The organism is Desulfovibrio sp. JC010 (assembly GCF_010470675.1).
GTDB lineage: Bacteria > Desulfobacterota > Desulfovibrionia > Desulfovibrionales > Desulfovibrionaceae > Maridesulfovibrio.
On the sequence record NZ_VOIQ01000004.1, the window covers coordinates 249,421 to 272,517 of the forward strand.

General features: G+C 50.0%; 25 protein-coding genes. 12 read left to right on the forward strand and 13 right to left on the reverse strand.

Translation table 11 applies throughout. The annotated features are described in order from the left end of the window. Positions 1 to 285: 285 nt before the first annotated feature. The 3 genes from FMR86_RS06530 to FMR86_RS06540 form a co-directional block, all read right to left on the reverse strand. A complete protein-coding gene (locus FMR86_RS06530) occupies positions 286 to 1,659 on the reverse strand; it encodes a sigma-54 dependent transcriptional regulator (RefSeq protein WP_163350283.1) in 1,374 nt (457 codons plus the stop codon). Between the two features lie 3 nt (positions 1,660 to 1,662). Further along, complete coding sequence (locus tag FMR86_RS06535) at positions 1,663 to 3,096, reverse strand: sensor histidine kinase (protein WP_163350284.1); 1,434 nt, start codon at positions 3,094 to 3,096, stop codon at positions 1,663 to 1,665. 226 nt (positions 3,097 to 3,322) lie between these two features. After that, entirely contained in the window at positions 3,323 to 4,192 is an 870-nt protein-coding gene (locus FMR86_RS06540; RefSeq protein ID WP_163350285.1) for a septal ring lytic transglycosylase RlpA family protein, read from the reverse strand. A gap of 222 nt (positions 4,193 to 4,414) precedes the next feature. Between FMR86_RS06540 and FMR86_RS06545 the strand changes: the two genes are divergently transcribed. Beyond that, a complete protein-coding gene (locus FMR86_RS06545; RefSeq protein ID WP_163350286.1) occupies positions 4,415 to 5,107 on the forward strand; it encodes a Crp/Fnr family transcriptional regulator in 693 nt (230 codons plus the stop codon). A gap of 101 nt (positions 5,108 to 5,208) precedes the next feature. Then, positions 5,209 to 5,490: a TIGR04076 family protein gene (locus tag FMR86_RS06550; RefSeq protein WP_163350287.1), complete on the forward strand. Its 282-nt coding sequence runs from the start codon at positions 5,209 to 5,211 to the stop codon at positions 5,488 to 5,490. A 53-nt stretch (positions 5,491 to 5,543) separates the two neighbouring features. Here the strand turns inward: FMR86_RS06550 and FMR86_RS06555 are convergent, their stop codons facing one another. From FMR86_RS06555 to FMR86_RS06575, 5 genes are all read right to left on the reverse strand, one after another. Further along, the gene (locus FMR86_RS06555) at positions 5,544 to 6,059 is read right to left on the reverse strand and encodes a Crp/Fnr family transcriptional regulator (protein ID WP_163350288.1); all 516 of its coding nucleotides are present in this window, start codon (positions 6,057 to 6,059) and stop codon (positions 5,544 to 5,546) included. Next, positions 6,052 to 7,200: an ion channel gene (locus FMR86_RS06560; protein WP_163350289.1), complete on the reverse strand. Its 1,149-nt coding sequence runs from the start codon at positions 7,198 to 7,200 to the stop codon at positions 6,052 to 6,054. Before FMR86_RS06560 ends, FMR86_RS06555 begins: the two co-directional genes overlap by 8 nt. A gap of 226 nt (positions 7,201 to 7,426) precedes the next feature. Beyond that, positions 7,427 to 7,903, reverse strand: a complete 477-nt coding sequence (locus FMR86_RS06565) for a LysM peptidoglycan-binding domain-containing protein (protein ID WP_163350290.1) — start codon at positions 7,901 to 7,903, stop codon at positions 7,427 to 7,429. Between the two features lie 46 nt (positions 7,904 to 7,949). Beyond that, on the reverse strand, positions 7,950 to 8,720 hold the full coding sequence (locus FMR86_RS06570) for a hypothetical protein (RefSeq protein WP_163350291.1): 771 nt from the start codon (positions 8,718 to 8,720) through the stop codon (positions 7,950 to 7,952). 18 nt (positions 8,721 to 8,738) lie between these two features. Then, a complete protein-coding gene (locus FMR86_RS06575; protein ID WP_163350292.1) occupies positions 8,739 to 11,150 on the reverse strand; it encodes an AAA family ATPase in 2,412 nt (803 codons plus the stop codon). Between the two features lie 447 nt (positions 11,151 to 11,597). Here FMR86_RS06575 and FMR86_RS06580 point away from each other — a divergent pair, with 447 nt between their 5' ends. From FMR86_RS06580 to FMR86_RS06600, 5 genes are all read left to right on the forward strand, one after another. Beyond that, positions 11,598 to 11,867 carry an AtpZ/AtpI family protein gene (locus FMR86_RS06580; protein ID WP_163350293.1) on the forward strand — a complete coding sequence of 90 codons (270 nt, stop codon included), beginning with the start codon at positions 11,598 to 11,600 and terminating at the stop codon, positions 11,865 to 11,867. A 46-nt stretch (positions 11,868 to 11,913) separates the two neighbouring features. Further along, positions 11,914 to 12,267 (forward strand): ATP synthase subunit I, encoded by a 354-nt coding sequence (locus FMR86_RS06585; RefSeq protein ID WP_239057163.1) that lies wholly within the window; start codon positions 11,914 to 11,916, stop codon positions 12,265 to 12,267. Positions 12,268 to 12,272: 5 nt separating this feature from the next. Then, complete coding sequence (gene atpB, locus FMR86_RS06590; protein WP_163350295.1) at positions 12,273 to 12,959, forward strand: F0F1 ATP synthase subunit A; 687 nt, start codon at positions 12,273 to 12,275, stop codon at positions 12,957 to 12,959. 72 nt (positions 12,960 to 13,031) lie between these two features. Next, the gene (atpE, locus tag FMR86_RS06595; RefSeq protein ID WP_015853585.1) at positions 13,032 to 13,355 is read left to right on the forward strand and encodes an ATP synthase F0 subunit C; all 324 of its coding nucleotides are present in this window, start codon (positions 13,032 to 13,034) and stop codon (positions 13,353 to 13,355) included. Between the two features lie 323 nt (positions 13,356 to 13,678). Next, positions 13,679 to 14,308 (forward strand): redox-sensing transcriptional repressor Rex, encoded by a 630-nt coding sequence (locus FMR86_RS06600; protein ID WP_015853584.1) that lies wholly within the window; start codon positions 13,679 to 13,681, stop codon positions 14,306 to 14,308. A 70-nt stretch (positions 14,309 to 14,378) separates the two neighbouring features. Here the strand turns inward: FMR86_RS06600 and FMR86_RS06605 are convergent, their stop codons facing one another. Beyond that, positions 14,379 to 15,854, reverse strand: coding sequence for a sigma-54 dependent transcriptional regulator (locus tag FMR86_RS06605; protein WP_163350296.1), 1,476 nt, complete (start codon positions 15,852 to 15,854; stop codon positions 14,379 to 14,381). A 179-nt stretch (positions 15,855 to 16,033) separates the two neighbouring features. On the opposite strand from FMR86_RS06605, the gene FMR86_RS06610 reads away from it, so the two are divergent. Genes FMR86_RS06610 through rsmG form a run of 3 tightly spaced genes read left to right on the forward strand, consistent with a single transcriptional unit; the run spans position 16,034 to position 18,626 of the window. Continuing rightward, positions 16,034 to 16,492 (forward strand): MarR family winged helix-turn-helix transcriptional regulator, encoded by a 459-nt coding sequence (locus FMR86_RS06610; protein WP_163350297.1) that lies wholly within the window; start codon positions 16,034 to 16,036, stop codon positions 16,490 to 16,492. Between the two features lie 20 nt (positions 16,493 to 16,512). Then, positions 16,513 to 17,937, forward strand: a complete 1,425-nt coding sequence (locus FMR86_RS06615; RefSeq protein WP_163350298.1) for an MFS transporter — start codon at positions 16,513 to 16,515, stop codon at positions 17,935 to 17,937. Then, a complete protein-coding gene (gene rsmG, locus FMR86_RS06620) occupies positions 17,937 to 18,626 on the forward strand; it encodes a 16S rRNA (guanine(527)-N(7))-methyltransferase RsmG (RefSeq protein ID WP_163350299.1) in 690 nt (229 codons plus the stop codon). Before FMR86_RS06615 ends, rsmG begins: the two co-directional genes overlap by 1 nt. A 344-nt stretch (positions 18,627 to 18,970) precedes the next feature. Here rsmG and FMR86_RS06625 read toward each other — a convergent pair whose 3' ends face one another. The 3 genes from FMR86_RS06625 to FMR86_RS06635 form a co-directional block, all read right to left on the reverse strand. Continuing rightward, positions 18,971 to 19,192 carry a hypothetical protein gene (locus FMR86_RS06625; protein ID WP_163350300.1) on the reverse strand — a complete coding sequence of 74 codons (222 nt, stop codon included), beginning with the start codon at positions 19,190 to 19,192 and terminating at the stop codon, positions 18,971 to 18,973. Positions 19,193 to 19,323: 131 nt separating this feature from the next. Beyond that, a complete protein-coding gene (locus tag FMR86_RS06630; protein WP_163350301.1) occupies positions 19,324 to 19,794 on the reverse strand; it encodes a 23S rRNA (pseudouridine(1915)-N(3))-methyltransferase RlmH in 471 nt (156 codons plus the stop codon). A gap of 2 nt (positions 19,795 to 19,796) precedes the next feature. After that, positions 19,797 to 20,468, reverse strand: coding sequence for a metallophosphoesterase (locus FMR86_RS06635; RefSeq protein ID WP_163350302.1), 672 nt, complete (start codon positions 20,466 to 20,468; stop codon positions 19,797 to 19,799). A gap of 203 nt (positions 20,469 to 20,671) precedes the next feature. Between FMR86_RS06635 and FMR86_RS06640 the strand changes: the two genes are divergently transcribed. Then, entirely contained in the window at positions 20,672 to 21,256 is a 585-nt protein-coding gene (locus tag FMR86_RS06640; protein WP_163350303.1) for a 5-formyltetrahydrofolate cyclo-ligase, read from the forward strand. Further along, positions 21,244 to 21,990, forward strand: a complete 747-nt coding sequence (locus tag FMR86_RS06645) for a polyphenol oxidase family protein (protein WP_163350304.1) — start codon at positions 21,244 to 21,246, stop codon at positions 21,988 to 21,990. Before FMR86_RS06640 ends, FMR86_RS06645 begins: the two co-directional genes overlap by 13 nt. 83 nt (positions 21,991 to 22,073) lie before the next feature. Here FMR86_RS06645 and FMR86_RS06650 read toward each other — a convergent pair whose 3' ends face one another. Further along, entirely contained in the window at positions 22,074 to 23,036 is a 963-nt protein-coding gene (locus tag FMR86_RS06650; protein ID WP_163350305.1) for a chemotaxis protein, read from the reverse strand. Positions 23,037 to 23,097 lie beyond the last annotated feature (61 nt).

A 23,097-nucleotide genomic window follows, 5' to 3' on the forward strand; every position in this document is an offset into this window, starting at 1 on the left:
GCGGGACCAGAGAAACCTTTGAAAAGGTTTCTCTGGACTCTTCCAAACTTTTTTGTCGGGGCTTCGCCGCTTCGTATTAAAAATAGTGCAAAAATTAAAACCGCAATATCATGTAAGATATTGCGGTTTTAATTTTATTAATTGTTTCGTCAATTTATATGCGAAGCTTACTAAAAAAGTTTGGGATTCTTGCACCAGCCCTTAGGCGAGCGGCTTCCGCGAGTCTTAGGGATGGCGACAGTGGAACAAACCCTTTCCAAAGGGTTTAAGCCGCCGGAGGCATTCTTACTTCCCAGAAATCTTATATTTCTTCAATTTATACTGCAGCAGGCTCTTGGAGATACCCAGCATTTCAGCGGCATCAACTTTTACAAAGTTGCTGGCAACCAGTGCCCGGCGCACCAGCGTGGCTTCGATCTTGTCCAGCGTATCGGCAAGATTAAGCTTTGCGGGCAGCAAATCTACCGCGCTTTTGAACTGAGCTTCTTCATCCTTGATTTCAGCAGGCAGATCTTCGGTATTAATGACCGTACCGGAAGTGAGCACAACACAACGCTCCACAACGTTCTGCAACTGACGCACGTTTCCGGGCCATTCGTAGGCAGTCATGTAATCCATTGCAGCCGGGGCGAACCCGTCAAATTCCTTGTTATTGTCAGCGGAATAAGTGGCAAGGAAGTGATCCACCAGAAAAGGAATGTCCTCGCGCCGTTCACGCAAAGGCGGCATTTCAATACTGACCACATTTAAACGGTAGTAAAGGTCTTCACGGAATTCGCCCTTTTCCACCGCTTCCTTGAGATTCTTGTTGGTGGCGGCAACAATACGGATGTTAACCTTGATCGGTTCTCCCCCGCCCACACGCTCAATGGTTTTTTCCTGCAATACACGCAGCAGCTTAACCTGCATGTCGTGGGAAATTTCACCGATTTCGTCGAGGAAGAGTGTACCCTGATCGGCAGCCTCAAAACGGCCGCGCTTACGGGCCACGGCTCCGGTGAAGGAACCTTTCTCATGACCAAAGAGTTCACTTTCCAGCACCCCGGCATTAAAAGCCATGCAGTTTACAGAGACAAAAGGTTTGTCGCAACGCGGTGAAGCCTGATGGATAGCCTGTGCAACAAGTTCCTTACCGGTTCCGGATTCCCCGGTGACCAGCACGGTGGAGCTGCCCGGAGCGGCTTTGCTGATCATATCAAAAACCTGCATCATGGGTTTGGAGCGACCGATGATGTTGCTCGGTGAATAGCGGTCCTTGATCTGCTCGCGCAGTTGTCTGTTCTCCTGCTGCGCTTTGGCGAACTGGGCCGCCTTGGTCACAGAAAGAAGCAGTTCTTCATTGGCGAAGGGTTTGGTGATGTAATCAAAGGCCCCGATTTTCATGGCCTCCACAGCGGATTCAATAGAACCGAAGGCAGTCATAATGATCACCGGAATGTGCGGAAAATTTTTTTTCACATGCTCCAGCACATCCTGTCCGGTCAACTTGGGCATTTTCATGTCAGTGATGACCATGTCAACTTCCGATTCATCAAGATAGGCCAGTCCGGTTTCCGGGTCGGAAAGTGCGGTTATGGTATAGCCCTCATCTGAAAGCAGTGCTTCCAGAATAAGCAGGTAGTTCTGTTCATCGTCCAGTATGAGAATATTTGCAGACATTTTTTAACAATCTTTTTTTTCAGGTAAAAATATTTCCAGACGCGCCCCGCCTTCAGAATTGTTCCCGATGCGCAGCTTTCCGTTATGGCTTTCCACAATATTGGTCACAATGGCAAGCCCCAAGCCTGTTCCGTTATCCTTGGTGGTAAAAAACGGATCTTTGACCTTTTCTATAATTTCGTCCGGGAATCCCGTGCCGGAGTCGGAAACAATCACATTGATTCCACCGTCAGTTTCAGCAATGGAAACAGCGATATGTCCATCCTTTTCCACGGCCTGCATGGCATTGCCGATGAGGTTGTAAAAGGCCCGGTAAAGCAGGTCTTCGTCAGCGCAGACCTGATGCCCCGGTATATAATCACGTCGCAGTTCAATATTGCTTTCCCTGCATTTGGATTCCAGAAACATATAAATTTTATCCAGCAGCTCGGCAGGATCAAGTGCGTGCATGGCAATCTTGCGCGGTCTTGCGTAATCAAGAAAATCGCTTACTGTGCGGCTGAGCCGCTTGGTTTCCTCATGAATGGCTCCCAGGATTTTCACATTGACCGGATCACTGTCTTTCATCCTTTTAAGCAGCAATTCCGAACTGGAACGGATAATACCCAGCGGATTACGAATTTCATGAGCCACCCCGGAAACCATACGCCCGATGCTGGCCAGTTTTTCACTCTGGTTCAGTTCTTTTTCAAACTGCCTGCGTTCCAGCATACGCTGTTCATTTACAATGTCAGCGCGGCGGATTATGGCCATAATGGTGGCAAAAAGAATGAGTGCCGAAAAGCTGGAGGTGAACAGAATCAAGCGTTCAAAGTTAATAACCGACTGATAGTCATCAGTAATATCCTGAGTTAGCTCCATCACGCCCATAATAATGTTTTCTTCGATATTCAGGCTCTTTTCCGAACGCAGCGGGTAAACAATCTTAAGCTGCATTGTTCCCGGACGCATATGGAAATCAAAGATCAGGGCCAGGGTGGATTTCTTTTTAATGAATTCATAACGCGGCTTACCGCTCTCAAGGACTTCCTTGATAAATTCACCGGCAAGTTCTTTATTCCCGATTTTCTCAGTATCAGTGGAATAGGAAATAGTCAGTTCCGGGTCATAGATACGTACTTCATTGACCTTGAAGCTGTGTATTGTGGAACGGACCACCTGATTCAGACGGTCCATCTGTTCCTCGTTTTTCAGCCCGATACGACCGTATCCGATAAGTGTAGGCAGAATAAAACGGCGGTAAATCTGGTGGTTCAGGTTTTCAGCCTGCAAAAGCGCGAATTCCTTCTGTTTCTCCAGAAGGGTTTCATCCGCGTGCTTAGCCAGAAATACGGAAAGCCCCAGACTGCTGGCAATGATGACGATCAGCAAAGTCCACGATAAAAGCTTAACAAGCTGGAATGATTTTACTTGTAGGTCCTGATGTTGTGAATCCAAAGAATGCCTCCGACGGCCCTTTCAGGGGGACCAAAGAAATTTTTTGTAAAAAGTTTCTCTGGACTCTTCAAAAACTTTTAATAGGTATAATTGAGTAATAGCTGGACTATTCGTGCCTTAAAGCTGGCTGCTAGTAAAGAAAAAGGGGAAACTAAGGTGCGCAACCTTTAGTCTCCCCAATGGTAACAACTAATTATCAAAAAGCGCGTAGCGCATCAAATAATTTTTATTCAGTAACTAAAATAACATTGCCGTACTCATTGCCAAGGGTAGCCATGGCGTCTTCGGCAGCGGGGATGTTGTAGAAGTATCCGGCCTGTACGCGCATGAACTTCTGTCCGTTCACGTCCACTTCCACCATGCGGGATTCTTTGTATCCGCTGTCACGAAGAGATTGCAGCACTGCGGTTGCGCGGTCATGGTCGGTGAATGCGCCAACCTGAATGTAGTAGTGGGCCTGTGCGGTTGCTTCTTCAGTGATGATGATTTCCTCAACTTCGGGAGCGGCCTCAACTGTTTCTTCCACCACGGCCTCTTCTGTGGGAGCAGCGGTTTCAGCTACTATTTCAGCAGCTTCCACGGGTTCCACATTTACATCTTCAATGGCCCGCAGTTCCACCGGGGTCAGTCCTTTATTGACGATACCCAGCTTGGATGCTGCGGCATATGAAAGATCAATGATGCGCAGATCCGGGTCGGCAAAGGGACCGCGGTCGTTGACGCGTACAATTACCTTGCGTCCGCTGTGGCGGTCGGTGACCTCAAGCATGGTGCCCATGGGCAGGGTGCGGTGGGCGGAGGTCATGGCGTACATGTTGTAAGTTTCGCCGTTGGCGGTTGTTTTGCCGTGGAAATCATCACCGTACCATGAAGCCAGACCCTGTGCTTTGTAGCCCTTGGAGCTTAAATGCGGCACGTAGGTCCTGCCGTGCACAGTGTAGGGGTCGGTTTTCAGCACCGGCTTGACCACATTGGGGGAGTCCTGCTTTTTCACTTTATGATGCGAAACAGCGGGAGTGGAATAAATTCTTTTCTTTGCGCAACCTGCGGAAAAAAGGAGCAGCAGGCAGGAAAGCACAACAACATATTTTGACATTTGAGCCTCCGTGATCAGGAAAAATCTTTATTTACCGATACGCTAAGAGCGCAATCAAGTAACCCATGCATAGTGTTTGAATGGGTTAAAGTCCAGTTCAATGAATTATAATTGGGTAATAAGTACCCGCTAGATTCATTTATTGCTTACTGGACCGCATGTTTTTGCTGTGTCAGATTCACGAGCATAAATCTATTTAATCGGAATAAGGATTAGAGCAGTATGGGAAGCATATGTGACCAGTGTGCAGCAGGGAGCTTTGTCGGCACAAGCAAGTGTTTGAAAGATCTATGGATATTTGAGCATTTCAGCGAAAGCCAGCTTAAGGAATTGCAAACCATAGGTATCAGGAGGGAGATATCCGCCGGGCAGCTTGTATTCAGTCAGGGCGGGAAGGCTGATGAGTTGTTTCTCGTGAAGTCGGGGAGAATCAAGCTTAGTAAAGTCAGCGAAGAGGGCAGTGAAGTTACTCTTGATTTCAGAAAGCACGGGGACATTCTTGGTGAGGATCTTTTTTCCGGTATTGATATTTACCCGGTGAGTGCCCGAGCAATGGAGGAAACAGTAACCTGCGGCTTTAACCTGAATAATTTCCAATCCCTTGTCCTGCAAAATCCTGAGATCGGCCTGAATGTTATAAAATCCATGAGCAACAGGATTTCATCATTGTCCGGCAGGATTGAAAGTCTTGCGGAGGTCAGCCTTGCGGACAGGTTATATAGTGTCCTTTCCGGTATTTCCAAAGAGCATGGATGCGTGGTCGGAGATAGCTGCAGGATTCCTTTTAAGTTAACCCATGATGAGCTTGCTTTTCTGGTGGGAGCCCATCGGGTCAGTATTACCAAGGCCATGCAGGTTCTTGTTTCCAAAGGAAGGATCAGCTCTAAAAATAAAATTATTACCTTGAAAATTTGAAGATGTAGTCTTCGCTACAGAAATATTTCATTCGTTTCTTTAGATATCCGGTCATCGTCTCAGCAGGAGACATAAATCTGATAATACTTAAGGAGCGATCAATGTCTGTAAAATTTCCAGCCATCGGCAGCAGGGTTGTGGCAAAAGTTATCGAGACTGAAGGGACCTGCACTATTGGAATGAAACCCGGTGATGAGTTTGAACTCAGCACCCATAAGTGCGGTGATTTTTGCGGATTGTTTTACAGCAATATTGCAGGATGGGTGACAACGCTGCAATTGGGGGGAACTTTTCCCTTTGGTGATGATCCGGATGTTCAGGTCTGGGAATGTCCCAACCTCAACAACAGGGTCAAAGTGGAGCTTCGACGTATCAAAGAATAATTTATCCGGCTCTTTTATAAGGGCCGGATTATTTATTAATAAGCGGGTGCCGGTTATTTACTGGATCGTGAAAGGGCCAGCGCAAGGGCGGTGGTCAGTTTGACCAGTTCAGTATTGTTGCGGCGCACTGTGGCGGCCAGCCTTTTGCTGATGGTCATAAGCATCTTGCCGCCGATGGGCGGATGAGCTGCAGCAAGCTCAAAAAATTTCATGCGGTCGGTGACCAGAAATTCGGAATCCTGCACCACGGTCACTGTGGCTGAGCGATGGTCGCGGTCAATGAGGGCGATTTCCCCGAACATGGGGTAGCTGCTGTCATCGAGGTTGGCCAGTACTTTGCTGGTGTTTTTGATTTCTGTGAGCGGCAGGGTCATGCCTTTCATGAGCATGGCTTTGGTGATGCGTACCTTTCCATCCACAAGGATGAACATTTCGTCCCCTTCTTCACCTTCGGAAATAATGTCCGTGCCGGAACGGACCGCGATGCTGGCAAAGATGGGTTTGACCTGCTGCAATTCTTCCTCGTCCAGATTCTGGAAAAGGGGGATGGATTGCCAGTAATCAGCCATGTTCCACTCCTGTGGAACTGCTGATAACGAGCAGGGCGTCGTACTCGTCCATGGGTTCGTTGTCCGGGGGATTCATCTGGACTTTCGGGCCCTGCATGCCCAGCGAGGTGTCCTGCCCGGAAGTCTTGAAAAGTTCCATGATGAACTGGTCCAGTGCCGAGCCTTCGTCCAGCACATCCTGAAGACTGAGGTTTTTGCCCAGTTTGCAGGCCGCTACCGGAAGGTCTCCGCTGCTGTTTCTGATCCGGGTGCTCAGTTCACCCCAGTCCAGTTGCTGTTCTTCATTGTTGCAGGGCCGGAAAGTAAGCATGCCTGAATCACCGAGTCCGATGAGGTTGCGGAAAAAGGACCACATGGAAGGGCTGGCACCCATCATGCCCATCATGCGCCCGGATATTTCCCCGCGGACGAGGATTTCATTGGCCCCGGCCCGGAGCAGGTGTTCTTTATTTTCCTGGCGGGCAATTTCCGCATAGACCGGAACCTTCGGGGCCAGAGTGCGCAGGGCCAGCACCGCGTATATTGCCTGCTGGTCGGATTCTTTGCTGTCCAGACCGCTCTGGCAGAGTACGTAGACATTGCGGGCCACGGACGGGTTGGCTCTTGAAATGACATTGGCCTGACTGATGTTGCCGTGAACGAAGTTCAGCCGGTCACCCATGTCCAGCCTGAAGGCTATTTCGTCGCGGACTTCGCTTTCAAGGCTGCTGACTATGACCAGTTGCAGCTTGCGCGGATCGGTCTGTTCGGTAAGTGATTCGATAAGCCCGAAGGCATAGTCGTTCCAGCCCAGTATGATTACGTGGTCGCTGACTTTCACAGATAGCAGCCCCTTGCGTTTTTTGGCTTTCTGCTCCACCAGCATGGAAGCCATGTTACCGGTAAGTGATGCAACTAGCCCTATGCCGAAAATCATGACCAGTGCGCCGAGAATTCTGCCAGGCATTGAGTTGGGGACCATATCGCCATAGCCCACAGTGGTCACGGTTACGATTGTCCACCATAATGCATGGGAAAGCCGGGCATCCTCGCCTTCATGGAGTTCTATCCAGTAGAAAGCAAGGGTGCTTAAGATGAGCAGCAGGGCCGTGGCAATAACAAGCTTGCCGAATCCCGATTTAAGCCAATTGGTAAATTTCATGTGTTATGCCTCCGGCGGCCTCGCGGGGCGCCCTGCCGGGGGCCTTAAACCCTTTTGCAAAAGGGTTTAAGAATCCCAAAACCTTTTATTAGGGCTTCGCCTCTGGTGATAGAAAGTTATTCTTATTTATATATCCTGTAATTACTCTTAAATTCAAGCATAAGAAAAAAGAAAGCCCGGTCTCCTTTTCAGGAAACCGGGCTTGTGCATTCGTATACTTGTATTTCTACAGGTAACCGAGAGCAGCTTTCATTTCGCCGGGAACCATTGCGTTCTCAGCGGGCTCAAGAGCTTTCCAGGAAGCACCGGCCTGTTTGCGTACATCCTTAACTTCGTCAAGGGTGAAGCCGGCGCGGGGAACTTCAAGGGACTGACCGGGGTAAATCAGGTCAGGGTTCTTGATCTGGTCACGGTTTGCTTTGTAAATAAGGGGCCACATGAAAGGATCATTGTAAATCTGCTGATATTCAGCGATCCACCAGAGGCATTCGCCTTTGGTTACTACGTGGGAAGTGGGCAGACTTTTGTACTCACTTTCGTAGATTTCCATGGGAGTCGGGGGAACAGTTGCGGGCTCTTCCTCAACAACTACAACTTCGGTTTCTTCTACAACCACCACTTCTTCCTGCTGGACCTGCTTTTTAGCACATCCTAATGTAAACATCAGGCTGAACGCGATTGCGAGCAAGATCAGTTTTTTCATTTTCAAGGCCTCCTGCAATTATTTTAGAATTTGTTCGCTTGCTTAGTCATACTTTAACTGTTTTCGTCCAATTATCAACAATTTCTTTTTCTTGCAACACCCTGAGGTTGTTCGGGTTTAATTTATAGGCCAGTTCGGTGGCCTCCACGGCCTTTTCCATCCATCCGCCCCGGCGCAGGCTGCGGGCGGCGAGAACATAAAGCATCTCAGGCTCATCTCCATAGATGGTGTCGATAAGTGTTTCGTATTCTTCACGAAAAACTTCTACTATCAGATGGTTCTGGGAAAAGAGCAAACGCCCCAGAAGTCCGTTATCCTTGTGAATTTTTAAGTAAATGGGAAAAAGTTTGCGGCATCTGGCAATAATGAACCTGATACGGCTGATTTCGCGGTCCATACTTTCTTCGGTCTGCTCGACAACCTGTACAAAATCCTGCCCGATCATTGATTCAGGCAGGGTGGTGTCTTTGCCGCGCAGGTTTGAAAAGAGCGGGGCGTAGTTAAGATTCTGGTAGGCATCTTCACGCAGCTTGAAAGCCTCATGAAAAATATAACCCATGCCCCAGTCCAGAAAACGCCCGGAAAGGGGATCGCCCTCTTCATTGCGGAAGAGCAGGTGGGCGGTATCTTTCAAACGCCAGAGCAGCCCTTTGTTCATTTTGGTGCCGATGAGATCATCAAGCACTTCAAAACTGACGCTGCGTTCGCGGTCGAATGTTTCGAACTGTTCTTCCAGCGCGCTGCCCGCCAGGCAGAAATCCCTGAAAGTGTCACGGACAAATTCAGGCATTTTGGCCTGTATCCATGAATTGGACATATTAATTTCCTGTCTGGTTTATTTTTTACATTCGTGGAGGCTGGCCAGTCTTGCCAGTTCCGCCAGTCTGTCGTCAGCTTTGCGGTATAGTGTCCCTTCCGGGAATTTTCCGTCTTCACCCCTGGTTCCGGCTTCCGTTCCGGTGAGGATGTAGATGGCATCTTCAATTGTTTTAACCGGGTAAATATGGAATTCACCATTTTCCACGGCCTGAACCACCTCGCTTCTGAGCATGAGGTTTAGCACATTATCCGCCGGAATGAGAACACCCTGTTTACCGTTTAAACCCCGGCGGCGGCAGACTTCAAAGAAACCTTCGATCTTGCGGCTGACCCCGCCCACGGCCATGATGGTCCCGGACTGGCTGACCGCCCCGGTGAAGGCATAGTCGAATTTAATGGGTACTCCGGAAATCCCGGAAAGCAGGGCCGCCAGTTCGGCTCCGGACGCGGAGTCGCCCTCGATTCCGGCATAGCTCTGTTCAAAGCAGAGGGACCCGGTAAGCACGATGGGTTTATCCTGCGCGAAAAGCCCCACAAGGTAGCTTTTGATGATCATCATGCCCTTGGTATGGATAGGGCCGCCCATGCGCGCTTCGCGTTCAAGGTCCAGAATTCCGCCGTGCCCCACTCCGATGGTACAGGAAATACGGTGCGGCAAACCGAATTCATAATTACCGAAAAGGGTTACGGAAAGGCCGTTGGCCATGCCGACACCTTCGCCGGAAGTCTCAACCTTGATGACCTCGCGGTCATATTCGCTCATATATTCATCTTCATAAAGATTGGAGCGGAAATCCTTCATGGAAATGGCATCTTCAAGAGCGGGAAGGTCAACGAACCCCTTGTCGTCCAGTTTAGCCAGAGCCGAGGCTTCAACCATCATTTCCTTCAAAAGCGGGATGCGCAGGGAAAGCTTTTTCTGGTCTTCGGCCAAGCGGCTGGAATAATCCACGATCCTTGCCAGAGAGAGCCGATCAAAAGGCAGCAGCTTGGAATCATCAATGATTTTGCCCAGTACGCGTACAAAACGCTCCACATTATCAGGGGTGCGCTGGGCGGAAAGCTGCATGTGCGCCTTGAGCTTGAAATATTTCCCGAACCTTTCATCATTATAGAGCAGCAGTTCGTATGTTTCCTCGGAACCGATCAGAATGACGGTCAGGTCCAGCGGGATGGCTTCCGGTTCAATGGTTTTGGTGCGAACCTGATCCCCTTCACCGGGGTCTTCGATCTTGGATTGCCCGGTGCGCAGGGCACGGAGCAGCCCTTCCCATGAAGAGGGAGTGGTCAGGATGTCGTCAGCGTAGACAATGAGGTAGCCGTGGTTGGCCTTGTGGATGGCCCCGGCCCGGATCAGGGTGAAGTCGGTATACAGGGCACCCATTTCAGATTCCCGTTCAATGGAACCGAGCAGGTTGAACAGGGTCGGGTGGTCGGCCATGACCACGGGCGCGCCTTCTGTCTTGCTGTTGTCAACAAGCAGGTTGACCTCAAAACGGGCAAACAGCTCTTCTGTCGGCGAACTTTCCGGCAGTTGCAGGCCGGGGATGGGAGACGCGGCCTGAGCTTCCTTGGGCATGAACAGATCGATGTTGTCGAGTAGTTCCTCCTCAAGCTCGCCGAGATAGCCTTTAATGCGCTCGAATTCACCGAAGTTTTCATGCAGCGGCTTGAGCAGGTCTTTGAGCAGTTCCTTTGCAGAATCCTGATGCAGCTTGCGTTCATCCTTGCGGAAACCTTCTTCGGTCTTGCTGATGCGGCGCAGGATGGTTGTCACTTCGGCCAGCAGGTCATCGGCGGCATTGCGCAGGGTTTTGCGTACTTCAGGCTCAAGACGTTCGAATTCGTCATCATTGAGGATGCGTCCTTCCACCAGCGGAATCAGGGTTAGTCCGCCGTGATCATCGATTTCAAGGCTGAAGCCGCGTTCCTTGGCCAGCTCTTCCATGTTGGCGAAAAGGTCTTCCCGCTCATCCTGAAAGGTGCGCGAAATCTGCTCAAGGGCTTTTACATGCGGCTCCCGTTCAAACCATGTGGGCAGCTGTTCTTTGATCTGGGAGACAGTCTCGGACATGGCGTCTTTGAATTTTTTGCCCTGTCCGGCCGGCAGGCTGACCGCAATGGGGTGGTCCTGCCGGGAAAAGTTGTGCAGGTAGAGCTGGTCGGGAGGAGTGTCCTGCTTCGCAGCGCGAAGCTCAAAATATTCACGGGCAAAGTAGCTGCGGCCGAGGTTCGGGTCCCCGGAAAGGTACAGGTTGTGGCAGGTGCCCTTGATGGCCAGAGCCATGCGGAAAGCCTGCAGGGCACGGGGCTGGAACTGGTCGTAATCGTATTTTGATTCCGGTATATCGGAACTGGTGCTGTATTTGATTTCAGCAGGCTCCTGTCTGGAGCTGAGTCTGTCTAAGGATAGTTCTTTGATGCTCATATTTTCGTGATCTTCCTGTGTTAAATCGGTATCCGGTTTGAGTAATAAGATTACGTGCATATGAAAAAAAAGTCACTGTGCAGCTGAAATAAGTGAATTTTTTGATACAGGCTGATTGTGAAAATTTTTACAAATTAAAATTGTGTGTAATATTAAAGAGTTCTTTGAAAAATAAAGATAAAAATGCGCTGAATATACGTTCAAAATAGATTTTGCAGTTGCGCGTATTGATTTTCAGGGCTATGAATTTCAGGTGTTTTCTGTTGCGAGGTGGGTTCCTCTGCTGATCTTTGGAATAAATTTTCAGTTAAATAGAGCTTCTGGATAAAGAATCCGTTGACTCTTATTTGATGATCGTGCTAGACGGAACTCACTTGTGAAGGTTTGCGCAAAGTCCGCTTTGCGCACCAAATTCCATCCCGGATAAAATAAAGGACCGGAAGCAACATGTTCTTTTTGAAAGGGAATAAAGAGGCTTTCGATCTGCTCGGCAATGCCGCTACGATCGGAACTCACTTAGTTGTATCCACCTTTGTCGGGTTGGGTATCGGGTGGTATCTCGATAAATGGTTGGGAACGAAGCCTTGGCTTCTAATTGTTTTCTTGTGTTTCGGAATCGCTGCCGGCTTCAAGAATGTTTTCGATGAAGTTCAGCGCATTCAGAAAAAGGATCAGGGGAAAGGTCCTGGAACCAATGAAAATAAATCAGAAGATTGAATCATTCCTCCACAGGCGGGGCTTCACTCATCCGGACGTACGCAGCTTGGTACGAAATCAATTGTACATCGCTGCGGGAACATGCCTTATCGCTGCCGTAGTATCCATCGGGTTTGCCTCTTGGGCACTGGGTCTGGCAGCAGGAGCGGTTCTAGTTACGTTCAACTTCTGGTCGCTGGCCAAGTTCGGTCAGCATCTGGCTTATATGCGCAAGGGCGCGGTTGTGTCCTTGTTAATTCGCTTCTACGGTCGGCTCATTTTATCCGGGCTGGTCATCTACGGGCTAATAGTCTGGGGACAGTGTTCAATTTACGCTCTTCTGGCAGGTCTTAGTACGGTAGTTGTGAATGCGATATTTTGGGGCGTAGCCGGGTTACGGCAAAAAGTGAAGGAGGCATAAGGATCATGGCTGGAGGTTTACCACATCCATTATTGATCATGACAGAGCTTAACCACGCTCTGGGAACTCACATCCCCAACCACGTGTGGTACACATGGTTCGGAATGAGTGTTCTTTTCGTACTGGGTTTCATCGTATCCAGAAGGCTCAGTCTGGTTCCCGGCGGGGTGCAGAACCTTGCCGAGATCGTCATCGGGGGATTGGAAGATTTTGTCGTCACAAACGTCGGTGAGGGCGGACGTCAGGTATTTCCTTTCATGTGTACTCTTTTTGTATACATCCTCGTACTGAACCTCATGGGTCTTATTCCCGGTTTTGACGCTCCTACTGCGAACGTCAACACCAACGCAGCAATGGCTGTATGTACTTTTCTTTACTACAACTACATCGGCATCAAACTTCATGGTGCCCACTACATCAAGCATTTCATGGGCCCCATTCCGGCTCTTGCTCCCTTGATGTTCATCATCGAAGTGGTTTCCCACATCTCTCGTCCGCTTTCGCTGACTCTGCGTCTGTTCGGTAACATTCGCGGTGAGGAAATCGTTCTCGTACTTCTGTTCCTGCTTGCTCCTGTAGTTTCCACCCTGCCCATGTACTTCCTGTTCATGCTGGCAAAGGTTATCCAGGCTTTCATTTTCTTCATGCTGACCATGATTTATCTGAAAGGTTCTCTGGAAGAAGCTCACTAGGATTCAAGCACTTAATTTGGGGAAATGGTCTAACGACCTGTTAAATAAACTTATATTTTGGAGGATTTTACAATGCGTAAAGCTCTGCTTATCGTTCTGAACACCATGGCTCTGGTTCTCGCTGCTGGCGCAGCATTTGCTGCTGGCGTAGCTCCCGAAGTTGCTTCCGCAACCGCTACTGCTACCGCTATCGGTATGGCTATCGCTGCTGCCGGTTGTGGTATCGGTCAGGGCCTCGGTCTGAAAGCTGCTTGTGAAGGTACTGCACGTAACCCCGAAGCTGGTGGTAAAATCACTGTTACTCTGATTCTTGGTCTGGCATTCGTAGAATCCCTGGCCATTTACGCTCTCGTTGTTAACCTGATCCTGCTCTTCGCTAACCCCCTCATCGGTTAGTTCCAAGGATTTGGAAATATTTAAAGGAGGTCTTCGGACCTCCTTTTTTTTCCACAACAATTGTTAATTTTTTCACATGGTTTGATGCCGGTATCGGGGTTTTACGGGCATTCGGGCTATAATCCCCTGCATAAATTAATATTATGCACTCCACGGGGTAGCCTAAACCAAGGGTTTTAGTGTATATTATTTTAATTGAGGGTGGCGGAAAAGGTTGCGTTTGAAATGTCCCTCCAGTAGGGGAGTGATCGGACTTAATACCTCCAACTACCAGCTGATACTTTTCGTGCAAGTACATTTGTCATGGAAAATAGGAAACTAAAGTGAAAACCCAGAATATCCCCAAAGCGACCATTAAAAGGCTTGCTGTTTACATACAGGTTTTAACAGGACTTAAAAGGGACGGAGTAGAGGTTATATCCTCTGAAAAACTGGCCCGGGCCTGTTCGGTCAACCCTTCTCAGATTCGTAAGGATCTGGCATATTTTGGTGAATTCGGAGTGCGCGGCGTCGGTTACTACGTGCACGAGCTGATCTCATCCATCAAGCAGTCCCTCGGTGTAGACCGGGTCTGGGGCTGCGCCCTTGTGGGTGTCGGTAACCTCGGACGCGCCCTGCTGCGCCACAAGGAATTCGCCCTGCGCGGTTTTTCCATCCGCGCGGCATTTGACTGCGACCCATATAAAATCGGGGAAGTTGTTTCCGGGCTTGAGGTTGTCTGTACCCGCCAGTTCAAGGCCAGAGTGGAAGAGCTCGGTCTTGAGATCGGGATCATCACCACCCCGCCGGAAAGGGCGCAGCGTGCGGCCAACTATCTGGTGGATGGCGGAATTAAGGGCATTGTCAACTTTGCGCAGGCAAGGATTGATGTCCCCAAGAATGTTCCTGTTGAATACGTTGACTTCACCCACCATTTTTATTCCGTGGCTTTTAATATCAGTTCCATGGAATAGATAAGTTCAGGTTTGCGGAAAAACGAATCCCCTGTGACAGGCTGTCGCAGGGGATTCGTTTTTTTTATGGCTAATCAATTGAGTACTGCTTCTTTATATTATGCTTCTTGAGCAGGGCGTATAGTCTGGAAACGGATATGCCCGATGTTCTGGCTGCTTCAGCCATATTGGCCTTGCTGACCAGTACCAGCTGTTCAAGGTATAATTTCTCGGCATTGTTGACCGCTTCATCCCGGTATTCCTTAAAAGATGGAAGTTTGTTTGAGTCCGGTACATTGATTTCCGGAAAAGAGACGTCTTCATTCTGGGACTGGTTTCTTCGGGGCAGGTTGCCCTTGATAACAGTCAGGGTATTGCGGGGTGTCTGTTTAGGCAGAACCGATGCCTGGGCGGCTGATACACGCAACCTCACAGGAAGATGGATAGGCAGGAATTCCCCGGCTTCAGGGTTGGCGGTAAAGACCTGTTCCAGCACATTGAAGAGTTCGCGCACATTCCCCGGCCAGGAGTACGATTTCAGCGCGTCGAGGAATTCTTCGGAAATGGCTATGGGCGGGGCGTTGAAGTCCGCGGCAAGTTTGTTCAAATAATAGCGGGAAAGCCTGTGTATATCTTCACCCCGCTGGCGCAGGGGCGGAAGTTCGATGGTGAATGCCTGCAGCCTGTAAAGCAGGTCCTGCCGGAATCTTCCACTTTGGACCAGTGCTTCGAGGTCACGGTTGGTGGCTGCCACCAGCCTGAAATCACTTTGCTTTTCCTCGTTGCCACCCACAGGGCGGTAGGTCCGTTCCTGCAGGACCCGGAGAAATGATTTTTGCAGGGATACCGGAAGTTCGCCAACCTCATCAAGGAAAAGGGTCCCGCCGTCCGCCTTGGCGATGAGTCCGTCCTGACTTTTGTCCGCACTGGTGAAGGCACCGCGCTCGTGGCCGAAAAGAATGGATTCCACGAGATTTTCAGGAATGGAAGCGCAGTCCACAATGATAAACGGCCCATTGCGGCGCATGCTGTTGTCGTGAACCGCACGGGCGAAAAGTTCCTTGCCGGTGCCTGTTTCACCCAGCAGGAGCACGCCCACATGACTTTCAGCTGCTTTGGCGGCCTGCCCGAGACAGCGCACTATTGAATCGGAGCGGCCTACAATATTATGATGTCCGAGTTTGGGACTGGAACTTTGTTTTTCGCTGCGGTACTGGAAGACCCTTTTCATGTGCAGCATGTATTCTTCCTGACTGGCAGGCTTGGCAATATAATCCCATGCCCCGGAATTGATAGCCAGCTCCGCGCCCTTGGAATCACCTTTCCCGGTAATGATTATCACTTCCGGCATATTGTTCAGCTGTTGCAGCTCCGGGAGTGCATCCAGTCCGTTACCGTCGGGCAGAATTACATCAAGAAAGACAACATCAAAGCGTTCTTCACGGGCAAGGGCCAGCCCCTCTTTGAGGGTCAGGGCTTTTTCTCCGTCATGGTTCAGAGCTTCAGCAATGGCGATCAGCAGTTCCCCTATAAACGGGTCATCATCAATAATTAAAACATTGGCCATCAGTATTTCCGATCGAATTCAATTTGAGGTATAGTGTAAATAATCAAGAGCCCTAAGAGGCATATGAGCACACGTTTGACAGCTAATCAACTATTTTTGTTTTTCGGTTGACTGGGTGGTCCCAGTAGGTTAGTTGACAAGTCAACGGTTGACTGATCAACAAACAAAGAGCATTGGAAATGGTAAAAAAACACGTTTCATTCGGATTCATGAATAGCCAGATGGCCAGATTGCATAAAGCTATTCTAGCGGAAAAATTAAAAGATCTGGGCATCACCTACGGACAGATCGGTTTCATCATGCAGGCGACAAGGTATCCGGGGCGGTCGCAGGATGAACTCTCAACTGTTTTGAGTATAGATAAAGCTGCTACGGCCAGAGCTGTAGCAAAATTGATCAAAGAAGGCTTTTTGTACCGCAAGGAAAACCCTGACAATAAGCGGCAGAAGCTGGTTTACCCTACCGGGAAAGCACTGGCTGTAAAAGAAGACCTTCACCGGGAACTGATGGATTCCAACCGGAGCATGCTGTCCGGGCTTACAAAAGAAGAAGCTGAAAAGTTTATAGAATTAATGGTCAAAGTAATTGATACAAGCCGGGAAAATCTGGGCATGCCGCGGGTTTGGGATTATTTATAGGAATATTTCTGGAGAATTTTATGGATGATGCAAAGAAGAAAGCCGTCATATTTACAGTGGCGGTAACCCAGTTCACCATGCCGTTCATGTTTTCGGCAGTGGGGATAACCCTTCCGGTCATGGGGCGTGAATTCGGGGCCAGCGGCCTTGATCTCAGCCTTGTGGAATCAGTTTATATCGGAAGTGTGGCCGCATTGCTGCTTCCTTTGGGCAGGCTGGCCGACATGCACGGCAGGCAGCCCATGTTCCGGCTGGGTGTGCTTTTATTTTCAATTTTTACCATGCTGATCGGCTTTGCCCACAACATTGAAACCGTAATCGGGCTGCGTATGATTCAGGGTATGGTCGGCGGTATGGGTATTGCCACAAACATGGCCCTGCTGACCAATTCCGTTCCCGCAGAAGAGCGCGGAAAAGCCATGGGCTGGGCTGTGGCCGCAGTTTATGTGGGGCTGTCCGCCGGGCCGTATGTGGGCGGGCTGGTCACTTCCCATCTGGGCTGGCGTTGGCTTTACTTTCTGGGCATGATTCCGCTGGGGATTTCCTACTATGTTGCCCACCGCAATTTGAATGGCAGGTTCCGTGCTTCGGATGAAAAATTTGACTATCCCGGCAGTATCGTTATTGCCCTTTCTGTAGCGGCCATTGTTTTCGGCGGAACCAGCCTCGGTGCCGGATGGTTCGGGCCTGTGGCCCTGATCGCGGGGCTGGCCGGGGTGGCACTGTTCATCTACATGCAGAACAAGGCCGAATACCCGCTGGTGGAACTGACCCTGTTCAATGAACGTCGTGATTTTTCCGATGCCGCACTGGTACAGTTCATCAACTACGCCGGGACCTTCGGCATTGTTTTCCTGTTCAGTCTGTACATGCAGTCGGTAAAAGGGTTCACTCCTCATGATGCCGGGCTGGTGCTGGTTATTCAGCCCATTGTTCAGGCCGTACTTTCACCGCTTTGCGGCAGGCTGGCCGATAAATTTTCCCCGCGTATTCTCGCGCTGCTGGGCATGTTGGCCTGCACAGCAGGAACCATCATGGGGGCCATGGTTACTTCCCAGACGACCCTTCCTTATCTGTACACCATGTTTGTGGTGTTGGGGATCGGCTTTGCCCTTTTCTCCTCCCCGAATATGATTATTCTCATGAGCAGCGTACCGCCTTCCCGTTACGGGTTTGCATCGGCTATTTCCGGGGGCTTACGGACCATCGGAATGGTTTTCAGCATGGTCATTATCGCCATTTTTCTGTCCACTATCATGGGCAAGGCTCCGGTCACTCCGCAGTCCGCTGCTGAATATTTGACTGTAATGCGTTTTTCCCTGTCCAGTCTTGCAGTTCTATGCGGTCTTGCGGTGCTTATTTCCATCCGTTCCGTGTTGAAAAAACACAGAGTTGCCAAGAACGGTCTTTGTGTGCAAAGTGCCGGGAACAGCAAGGAGGGCTAATGGCGGAAATTAATATCAGTGCTGCGGATATTCTGGGCGCGGCAAGCAAGGCCGGGCGTAAGCTTAGGGACAATCCTGCACAGGATGAAGGGTTCAAGGCAGCAACCGATCAGGCAAGGGTACTGGCCTACTACGTGACCCTGCTGGTCAAGTGGAACAAGTCCATGAATCTGGTCGGTCCGCAGGGCTGGGAGCAGATTTTTCATTCCCTGATTATCGACAGCCTGCATCTGGCAGATTCTCTTGATTCGCTGGATCTGCCCAATGATCCGGTCACCCTCGACCTCGGAGCCGGGGCCGGTTTGCCCGGAATCCCTCTGCGCTGTCTCTGGCAGGCCGGGGATTACCATTTGGTGGAAGCGCGCCAGAAGCGTTCCGTGTTCATGCGCACTGCCCTGCGGATGATGAAGCTGCCGCGTATAGAAGTTTTTCAAGGCCGTGCGGAAAAATTTCCACAGGAAAAACTTCCCGCTGATTTGATTCTCAGCAAAGCCTTTATGCCGTGGAAGGATCTGCTGGAATTCGTAAAACCCATGCTGGCAGAGTCGGGCCGGATAGTGATTTTATCTAACGACCCTGCGCCCTCAGAGCAGGAATTTGAAGAATTAGGACATACTCTGCAAGATTCCATGCAGTACAAGGCCGGGGATAAAAAGCACTACTTCTGGTGCTTGAGGGCGTTAGGATAGGTCAATCAGTTGTCGTTTCCATATGCCTGGTCACATCCCTTTTTGCAATTTGCGTTGTCTGCGGGCTTGCCTGAATATCTCCTGCATATAAGTGAATAACATTCATTTTTAGCAGCTTCTTTGGGTCTGTTGAAGTCAACACGTCTATGCATATAGCCGTAGCATCCATAGTACGAAGCACCGGAAGTTCCACCGCAATAACGTTTTCTTAATTCAGCGGCAAAGCTTCCTGCTTTTCCGGCAAAGCAGGGAGTACTGAAGAGCAGTGTGAAAACAACCGTAAGCAAGAAAATATTTTTTCCATGTTTAACCATCGAAGAAATCTCCTTGTTTGAATTAGAAAACTACTCTTCTTCCTGCCCAGCCCCTGAAAGAGCCTCCAGCAAACCGCCTTTGAAGATCAGCTTGGTGGCATGTTCGTCAGCAATTTCAGCCACGTCCATGAGCTTCTCAAGGAATTCGAGAATTTCAAATCTCTTCTCTTCAGTCCCGTTATCAAATTCAAATTTCATATCACCGGAAGTCATGTATTTTTCCAGTCTTTCAAGGTAATCCATCTTAAGCATAAGTCTCTCCAGTAGCGGGAATTATATATCCCGGCGGCCAAAGAAACTTTTTTCAAAAAGTTTCTTTGGCCGCCGGAGGCGAAATCTATTGATCCAAAAGCGCGCAGCGCCTCAAGTCTGTCTTTCTATCTTTAAACATGATGGTAAGGAGACCCGCGAAGTATGGAAGCAGCGCGGTAGAGCTGTTCCAGCAGCATGGTCCGGGCCAGTTCGTGGGGCAGGGTCATTTTGCTTAAGCTGAGCTTGACCCGGGCCGCGTTTTTGACCTCGTCCGCGAGTCCGAAGGGGCCGCCGATAACGAAAGTGGGGGTGAGGTTCGGGTCCTCGGTCCAGCGTTGCAGCTGCTTGGAAAGCTCCACCGAAGTCATTTCCTTGCCTTTCTCATCAAGGCAGATAAGCATATCCGAGGGCTTGATTTTGGCCATGATGGCCTTGCCTTCGTGCTGAACTTTGTCCATGGGCGGCAGTTTGCCGGGGGCATCCTTGAGGATGGTTTCTTCCAGCTTGTGGAAACGGCCCAGTTTTTTTGTGTAATGGGCGCAAGCATCGCGGAAAAAGGGTTCCTTGAGTTTGCCGACCCAGACGAATCTAAGTTTGCTCATGGTTATATCTGTTTAAGGGTTGCATCCAGCCTGCCGTTATCAATGGAGACGAGTACATACCCGCCGCCGGAAGCCATGCCGGGATTGAAAATTCTGGATTTGCCGACGCTGTCTTCGCCTCTGGATTCATGGATGTGCCCGCAGAGAACTATTTCAGGCTGATGCTTTTCTATGAATGCGCGCACGGCCTTGCTGCCCACGTGCATGCCGTTGCCGATGACATCCAGACTGGTGTTAAAGGGGGCATCGTGGACAACCAGCAGCAGCTGTTCATAATCACCGAGCCTGGCGTGAGTGTCTTCAAGGTACTGAGCCATTTCCTCTTCGGTGATTTCACCGGGAGTGCCGAAAGGGGTCGGGATAGAACAGCCCACGCCCATGACTTTAATACCCGGTTCCAGTTCACGGAACTCGCAATGCAGGTTGGCATTTTTTTCTTTCAGGAATTCAGTAACGTTGGTCCGGTCCATGTTGCCCTGCTGGGCGAGGATGTTGGGGTTCCTGCTATAGATGGCTTCCCAGACCTTTTCAACGGCTCCGGCCGGGGAGTGGTTGGTCAGGTCTCCGGTTACGATAACCCCGGAAGCTTTTTCCAGCTCCGGGAGCAGATCCACGAATTTCAGGCTTTGGTGAATATCACCGAAAGCAATCCATGTTTTTGGGGCTTCAGACATGCTGTCTCCGCTTATATGTAGCTGAGTTGTTAGTTTTGTTTTCCTGTTTCCAGAAGGTCTTTGAATAGCACTATTGGTTCCAAAAACCAATATCAGGCGGGGCGGGCAGGGGCTGATATTTTCGTTATTGTCGCACTTGGTGATTGCTTTTTGTCACAGGGTTGTGCTTAATTTTCTTTACAGATTATGAAAATTAAACACAGGTGGCTGTTTTGGATAAAGAAATAATCAGGCGGCAATTGCTGGAAAAACGTTCCGCCATGCGCGGGCCGGATGTGGATTCCATGAGCCGCAGCATAGTGGATACGGTCATGTCCCTTGAGCAGTGGGGCCGGGCGCAGGAGGTCCTGCTTTACTGGCCCATCAGGAACGAGGTCGATGTACGCCCGTTGCTGGAGGATGCATGGGGAGGCGGCAAGAAGCTTTTCATGCCCTGCTGCCGCAAGAATGAGCCGGGCCAGATGGATTTCGGCGTGGTTCGCGCTGAGGCTGACCTTGCTTCCGGTTCATTCGGTATCAAGGAACCCTGCCGCAGCCGTTGCGAATTTCCCGATGCGGTTTCCCCGGATCTGATCGTTGTTCCCGGGGTGGGTTTTGACCGCAAGGGCTACCGGATCGGATTCGGCGGTGGTTACTACGACCGTTTTCTGGCCCGTCCGCAAAAGGACGGATTCCTTTCCGTGGGAGTCTGCTATGATTTTCAGCTTGTTGAGGGTTTTTCCATTGAACCGTGGGATAAAAATGTGCAGTTGCTCTGCACTGACAAGGAAATGATATGGCAAAAATAAATTTTATACCTTTTGTTTTTCCGGGGCTGGATAAGGTCTCGGTGGCGTTCAGCACCAGAAGCGGCGGTTGCTGCAAACCCCCTTTTGACGGCGGCAATATTTCTTATGATGTGGGGGACGATGCCTATGATGTGCGGGCCAACCGCACTGAACTGGCCGCAACTCTGTCCATTTCCCATTGGCATGAGTGCATTCAGGTCCATGGCGATGTGATGCATTATGACCTTGGGGAAGGTTCCCCGGCGGATAAGCCTGTGCTGGAGGGGGACGGTCTGGCCACCACTTCTGCGGGACACGCCCTTGTGGTCAAGACCGCCGATTGCCAGCCGATCATGATCGCCCATAAAAATGGTGATTTTGTGGCCGGGCTGCACAACGGCTGGCGGGGTAATGCCATCAATTTTCCGGGAAAGGGTGTGGCTGATATCTGCGAACGTTACAGCTGCGATCCCGAGGATCTGCTGGCCGTGCGCGGACCGAGCCTGAGTCCCGCAGCGGCCCAGTTTGTTAACTTTGAATCTGATTTCGAACCGGGATTCGAAGCCTATTTTGACAAGACCAGCAGCACGGTTGATCTCTGGAAGCTGACCATTGACCAGCTTGTGGAGGCCGGGCTGCGAAGACGTAACGTCCACTCAATTGATATGTGCACCTACTCCATGGAGCGGACTTTCTTCTCCTACCGCAGGGATAAGGTTACCGGACGTCAGTGTTCATTAATCTGGATAAAATAACGGATTCTTTAAACGACAAAATCAAATCCCCCGCAAAGTCTGACTTTGCGGGGGATTTGATTTTGCTATGATTTAAAATACTGTTAGCTTTCGGCCTTTTCGATGAGTTTGAATACCCTTTCAGCCAACTGGTTGATTTCAGCTTTGGAAATCTGGTCGTCAGCACCGACGGATTCGCCCTTGTGAAAGAGGGTGTCGGTGATGATGGAGGAACAGAGCAGTACCGGGATGTGCCGTAGTTCAGGATCATCCTTGATGCGTTTGGTCAGGTTGTGACCGTCCATGACCGGCATTTCAATGTCTGTGACCATGATATCAAGGTAGTCATTGATGGTCTTGCCTTCAGCTTCGGCTGTCGCTTTCCACTCAACGATTTTATCCCAGGCGGCTTTACCGTTATGGGTTCTGGTGACCCTGAATCCGGCATCTTCCAGCATTTGGCCGATCATGCGGCGGATCATGGTGGAGTCATCGGAGATAAGAGCCTTGAGCTGGCGTTTTTCGATCTTATCGACCAGAGATGCTTCGGGCACGTCGGTCAGGTCCATATCCGGGTTGAGATCGGCAACGATCTTTTCAAGGTCAAGGAGGAAGACGATGCGTCCTTCAAGTTTGACCACCCCGGTGATGGAGTTTGCGGTCAGTGATGATACTTGCCTGCTCGGAGCTTCAACCTGTTCCCAACTGATACGGTGGATTCTGGTGACGCCGGAAACGAGGAAGGCGGTGGAAATTTTATTGAATTCGGTGACGATGACCTTGGGAGCCTCGTCTTCAATTCTGTTTTTACCGACCCTGCGGCTCAAGTCGATCAGGGGTATGATTTCCGACCTGAGGTCAAAAGCACCCAGAACTGCGTCGTTGGCAGCATCCGGCATGTCGGTCAGGTCAGGCAACCTGATAATTTCAACGACCTTGGCGACGTTGATTCCGTAATAGCTGCGACGGGTTGAGCCGTCATGGACATTGTCGACTTCGTCAATGTAAAATTCAACTATTTCAAGTTCATTGGTGCCTGATTCAAGTAGAATATTAGTTTGGGACATTGTCTATCCTCCCCTGAAAAAAGAATGTATCGAGCAAGCTTCATATAATAGAACAGCCTCT